This is a genomic window from Segatella maculosa DSM 19339 = JCM 15638 (assembly GCF_000382385.1).
Taxonomy (GTDB): Bacteria; Bacteroidota; Bacteroidia; order Bacteroidales; family Bacteroidaceae; genus Prevotella; species Prevotella maculosa.
Window position 1 is genome coordinate 1 of sequence record NZ_KB908359.1, and the last position, 5,966, is coordinate 5,966.

At 37.1% G+C, this 5,966-nt stretch carries 7 protein-coding genes and 1 pseudogene; 2 read left to right on the forward strand and 6 right to left on the reverse strand.

The window, feature by feature from the left end:
* Positions 1–239 (forward strand): IS982 family transposase (locus tag H164_RS0113920; RefSeq protein WP_019968806.1); only part of this gene is annotated, 239 nt, incomplete at its 5' end.
* Between the two features lie 243 nt (positions 240–482).
* Here the strand turns inward: H164_RS0113920 and H164_RS0113925 are convergent.
* The 6 genes from H164_RS0113925 to H164_RS0113945 form a co-directional block, all read right to left on the reverse strand.
* Entirely contained in the window at positions 483–932 is a 450-nt protein-coding gene (locus tag H164_RS0113925; protein ID WP_019969193.1) for a hypothetical protein, read from the reverse strand.
* The gene (locus H164_RS15350) at positions 929–1,579 is read right to left on the reverse strand and encodes a S1 family peptidase (RefSeq protein ID WP_238315369.1); all 651 of its coding nucleotides are present in this window, start codon (positions 1,577–1,579) and stop codon (positions 929–931) included. Before H164_RS15350 ends, H164_RS0113925 begins: the two co-directional genes overlap by 4 nt.
* An 88-nt stretch (positions 1,580–1,667) precedes the next feature.
* The gene (locus tag H164_RS0113930) at positions 1,668–2,627 is read right to left on the reverse strand and encodes a Fic/DOC family protein (protein ID WP_019969194.1); all 960 of its coding nucleotides are present in this window, start codon (positions 2,625–2,627) and stop codon (positions 1,668–1,670) included.
* A 541-nt stretch (positions 2,628–3,168) separates the two neighbouring features.
* Positions 3,169–4,428 (reverse strand): PDDEXK-like family protein, encoded by a 1,260-nt coding sequence (locus tag H164_RS0113935; protein WP_019969195.1) that lies wholly within the window; start codon positions 4,426–4,428, stop codon positions 3,169–3,171.
* Between the two features lie 84 nt (positions 4,429–4,512).
* Entirely contained in the window at positions 4,513–4,971 is a 459-nt protein-coding gene (locus tag H164_RS0113940) for a DUF6078 family protein (protein ID WP_019969196.1), read from the reverse strand.
* Between the two features lie 5 nt (positions 4,972–4,976).
* Positions 4,977–5,372: a hypothetical protein gene (locus H164_RS0113945; RefSeq protein ID WP_019969197.1), complete on the reverse strand. Its 396-nt coding sequence runs from the start codon at positions 5,370–5,372 to the stop codon at positions 4,977–4,979.
* A 401-nt stretch (positions 5,373–5,773) separates the two neighbouring features.
* Between H164_RS0113945 and H164_RS0113950 the strand changes: the two are divergent.
* A pseudogene (locus H164_RS0113950) lies at positions 5,774–5,966 on the forward strand (IS982 family transposase); the annotation flags it as partial.

A 5,966-nucleotide genomic window follows, 5' to 3' on the forward strand; every position in this document is an offset into this window, starting at 1 on the left:
ATAATATGAAAGGTGCGTTGATGAGCGTTCCCGATAAGTTACTACTCAGAAAGAGGGCCATCATAGAAACCATAAACGATGAACTTAAGAATATAGCGCAGGTAGAACATTCCCGACATAGGTGCTTCGACAATTTCATCGTCAACCTTCTGGGTGCCATTGCTGCCTATTGCCTATTTCCAAAGAAGCCATGCGTCAGAGTGCAAAGGACATTTGACACACAGCTTGCTTTATTCTAAATTCATCGAACTCACGTTACTTTAGACACGATGTAGTCCTACTTTAGATGGTATCTACTCCTACTTTAGACAAGGTGTACTCCTGCTTCGTGTTGAAAGCGATAAGTTTGAGGCATGAAAGTAGCAAGTTTACTTCCTCAAATATATCTTACACTGATTATCAGTTATATCCTTATGGTACAAAAATGTTTCCTCAATTTGAGTAGTATTGATTAGAAAACATCTTGGATGTTATCATCTGAGTTAATTATCAGAATTTGTTGTTACCATAGAACAATAAGCGTTGATCCCCATTTTTCCTGCTGTATGAAGTAGTAACATAACTGCAGGAGTTAATATTGGTACTGATAACCCGACTATAGGAGATAGTAATGTAGAGATATAAGAAACCCCACCAAGTCCAATAATTTTTCCTGTCGAAATTAACTTCTCTCTTTCTTTCGTATAATCAGGGTGCCCACATATTAATTTATTAAATTCATCACGTAAGCTATACCAGTAGTTTTTACCTGTATTTAGCGAGTTAGAGATGCCTCCAAAAGTTGCTGTTTCTTGGGGACCTTTAGCATTTATCCATTTTTCTGCAGCTTCCATTTCTCCATAATTACGAACCAGTTGTAATATGATATTGAATTGGTAAGGCTTTAGGGATTGCCCCCACTCTTCAAGAGTTAAGTTCTCAAATTCTATCATAACATTTCTTTTATATGATTAGCTGATATACAATATGATGTTTGATTTAGTTCATAAGGGTTAATTCCAGCTAGACTAATACCAGAAGGTGGAGCATAACTACCAATTAATAATCCTAATATTGTGCCGGAGTGAATATCAAAAATTATGGAGCCCGACTGTCCTGGCCGTGTTTGAACGTTTATCGTTGCATATTTAGATTTAATGCTAGAAGTCTCTAATAACATTTTTGCCCCTATTTCTGTTTCTTGATAAGTTAATACTCGTCTACCATGAACACAGTGTGGATAGCCAAATATTCCTATCCTTTGTCCAACAATTACCGCATCTAATGATCCTAGTACAGGGAAAGGAGAGGAACATGTTCCAACTATCTTTAGAATACATAAATCGGTTATTGGATTTACATCTTCTATTGTAACAGAAACACCCCTACAACTTAAATCAGAAACATCTTGATAAGTATTAATATTAGGAATATTTGGCAATATAACACATAAATCTTTCTGCAAATCTCCTACTACATGTCGTGCTGTAACAATTTTACCGTCATTACTAACAAAAAAGCCTGTTCCTAACATCGTAATATTATTAGAAGCCTTTTCCTTTCTACCAATAATTAGTATTATTCTAGTGAAATCGTACATAATAAATTAATTTTTAGTTTTATATTAATAGTTTTTTTTCTAAGTCTTCTTAACAATAAGGTTCTATCTACTTTCCCTCAAATTTCATTTAATTATTTTGTTCATAATAGTATGAATAATCAATACCTTTCATGAACATTTCTCTGTCATTAATCTGGGATGTGAGAGCTGATTTTACTAAAGACTTAATGTGCGTACTATCAGAAATACTCTCACGCATTGTGGTCAGATATTCGTTCTTATCTATCTGACTCCAATCTACACACCGCTTGAGAGAACGCTTCAGCATGAGGTTGAGCCAAATGCGAGTGCTGCGACCATTACCCTCCATAAAAGGATGGGCAACGTTACATAAATTCGGCTGCACCCGACCATCTGCGAACGAGTTCGCATGGTACTCGTTGGCACGAATTTTCATTTCTACATATTTGTCCATTATCTCATCAAAGGTGGTTTCGGGCATTCGTTCTATTGTTTGTAGGGTTTCAGGGAAATGCATACAATTAGCAAAGGTAAAACCACCTTTTGAAATATTCTTTGTGCGAATTTGTCCCGCAAAGTCATATAAACTACCAAAGAGATAAGCATGTATCTGTTGCAGACACTTAATACTGCCAGGTTCTGCCGTTTGCAAGATACCACTTTCAAAAAGCTGATAAGCCTTTTTCTTGCTCTGTCCATCAATAGTGTTATCACTATAGAGGAACCAGTCAAGAAAGCTTGTTGCCTTGGTATTGTTGATATGCTTTGCCAAAAGGGTTACACCCTCTGCATCAAACGTATCTGTCTTATAAGACTTCCCGTCAGAGGCTTTTAGCTTCAGTTGGTTAGTAGCACTAACCAACTGACTATTTTCTTTTCTTAGTTTGGTTTTGAGATACTTCCAATAGTTTCTCGTCTTTTGGTAATCATCTTGCTCGTTAATCGCAGCAATGATGTCCAGCACAGAGAACCACCACTTACTGTGTTCCTCGTCCCACACCGCCCTAACTTCATGGTCGTTGAAAAAACGGATTGATTTCTTATGTTGTTCTTGATATTCTGCCATACGTTAGGTTTAATAGTACAAAATAACGATTGCAAAGATAGTGAAAAGGTTTAAAAGGTTGTATAAGGAATGAGAGATTTATTATTAAAAGATAAGAATACTGTTCCCACATATCGTCAAATGGAATGGTGTGTTCGCAACCGTTCTCAATATAGTATAGCATGAGGTCAGTAAGGAAGTAAGGACCGGGCTTCATCTTCTTGAAGTCGGATATAGCTTTCAAGCAAGTAGCGAATGATGGTCTTTCGAGAATCCCCTTGAAGGAAAGGACTCCTTACAGATAATCTTCTTAAATCGTTCACATTCGTCTTTGCTATTCGGCTTGGCATAAAAATCTAAATACAGCCTTGCCTCTTTACTACCGTCATGATGGTCATTATGTCTTTTCCCTTGTTGGTTGACATAGCTGAAATTTAAGTCATATGTAATAGGATTTCTTCTCGACCTACTATCTACAATACAAAGGTACATCTTCTCGTGGACATACCAGCCCTATCAAGCGTTTATCAAACTATAAGTCATCGTTAAAAACAATCTATATTTACAAGGCTATGCCTTCAGTCAAATCAATTAAGCTCTGTATACACTTTCTCATCTCTTCTTGGATATTCTTGTTGTTATACAGTTCTCGATAGACAGATTCTCGTCTCCAATCACTATATCTAAAGTCTTTTATATAAGCCCACCATTCTCCAGAACGCCCATCACGAATCCTATCTTGGATTATCCGTCTAATTTCTTCATTTTCTTCTCTCGCTTTTGGACTATTGTACCTTATCCCATAGCTTAGCTTATTAAAATTAGCACTCTTAAATTCAAAGCATATCTTTGCATTCTTCCATTCCTCTTTCCAAAGAAAGAAATGACTATACTGCTGTTGCCAGTAGAATTCCCCTGTGTTTTTCTCTGGGAGGAATTCTAATTTCAATCCCAACTCGTTAGCTATTTCTGTAACTTGCTCTTCCAACTCTGTATTAATGACCCTATTGAGGATTTCAGTGTAGCTATCGTGTATTCTGATTGCTGCAAAGATATTCTCGGAGTTTGCAAGCAATTTAATCAACTCTTTTTGTTTCTGCTCGTCCATATTCTGATGTGTAAATGATGATAATAAGTTTCTATATTGTATGATAGTTTCTTTTACCAAGGGCTTGTTATAGGCCTTCTCGGTACACTTTTGAAGCCACGGTCGTATGAAATCTCTATAAGAAATACAAAAGTAATCTTCGCTTTTCTTCAACTTCCGACTGCTCCCTGTAATGGATATATCGTGAGGCGAATGTCCATCTAAGGTCAGATATAAAATCAGATAATTCCCCGTACCATACTGTTGCTCTGCAAATTGATAATACCTATAGAGCTGCTTGGTTTGGTCGCTGGCATAGATTTTATTTTCAATGATAATAGCTTTTTTCTTATCACCTTCTGCATTGCCTGACTCAATCAGAATATCCAATCTCCCACCTTCTTCTTTATCTCCCGAAATACCTCCAATCGACTTTTCAATATTTACTATAGCATGAGTAGGGTCAAAAACAAAGTTAGCGTAGATACTGTCGCGAACTAAGTCGTGGAGTTGCTGGCAAAACAACGCTAAGAATGCTGTTCCGCAACTATGTGTACCTTTAGGGTTCATCAATGCTGCAAGCATAGCAGAGTGCGTATGCACCTCGTCACTTTCAACATGTATTATCTTGAAAACATTAAAATTCTCTCCACGTTTCCTTTGTTCTTCTTTTAAGATTCTATCTTCATCTATAAGCCTTCGAACCTTACTTAATAAGCTTTCAATATCTTCCATAAAGCTGTCTTTTCATTTTTTCTTTATAAACAAATCAGTTTCATACTGATGAAACTGTCACGCAATACTGAGATATTTTTTATTCTATACAAACTTGTAGGTACGCATGACTGTAGGATATTGTTCTTCATAGCGATCGAATTCTATTTTAGAGCCGTCATACCCCATGTCTGTAAAGACTTCTCTTATCTCTTGCTGCTCACTTTCAGTTAAGACACGCTCCTCTCGCTTAATCCGATAATAAGCTGTTCGCCCGAAGGTGTAGATAAGATTACGGCGGATACTATCCAAATCAGCCACTCGGACGTTATCAAAGATGCGGGAGATGCCCCACGCGTAGCGTTCCTTGTGGTCGGGGTCGAAGAGCGGACAGGGCTGCACGCCCGTTATCACGGCCGGATTTGCCACGACATAGCTCTCTCGCGTGTTCTTTGCGAGCATCTTGTGTGCCGTGTGCCGCAAGCATTCGTTTGCTCGTTCGCAGTTCGCTCCGCTGCAATGGGCGAAGCCACTGTCTAATTGGTTGTATTCTTCGAGGGTCATAGAGTTTATTGTATATTTTTCTTAAGAACACGACTATAGCGAGGATAATTATGAACAGCTATAATTCGATAGACAAAGCTTTTCCGTTTTTTTTGTTTTTTTTCTAATATTTCGATATCTGCAACAATAGCATCACCTTTTGCAAATGATATCTCTGACTGTAGTATCATATCAAGAAAATCTCGGTCTATAATAGTCGCACTTATTGTTTTACCACGTAATTTTACTTTCCATTTGGAAGGTTCGTCAATAAATACTGGTGAAACTATTTCAAGTTGTTCACTCTTTAATAAATGACATGTTTCTTCCATATCATCTTTAATATCTACCTCCGATAGTGTCTTAATGTCTTCACGGGTCATATTTATATTTGTCTTTTGCCCATCTTCTTCATAGGTCATATCCAAAGACTTAATAGAGTTGTTACCTAAAGCCAAATCAGCTATACGCTTAATACTTTCTATAGAATCCCTATCTTCTATAATATATTGTGTTTCTATTCTCTCTCCTTGAGGATCTCTTTGAGCAACTATAGACTTAATAGCAGAAACCGTAATTTCTCCAATGACAGTTGTCGCTACTCCTATTAATGTCTTGCTTGCTATTTTCTTTATAGATATAGGTATTTTAAAACTCCCTTTTTCAAGAGCAAGAACATCTATTTCGATAGAATCATAACCTAAGGTATCCTTTATATTAACGTGAGTTCGATGAATTATAAGTGTCTGTAAATTTGGTGATTAGCGAAATTTGTTGTAACTTTATAGTACTGATTTACAAAGAAATACAAACAAAAATCGCTATGATCACCGAGGACAAAGTTACGGAAATATTTTGTATGGCAGACGACTTCTGCAAGTTTTATGACGCAATGATGGCAAAATACACGCTAAAACCAACCAATAAGAGCCCATATCACCGTGATTCCACGATGTCAAAGGCTGAAATCATGCTCATCATGATTCTCTTTCACGACTCTGGCTATCGCTGTCTGA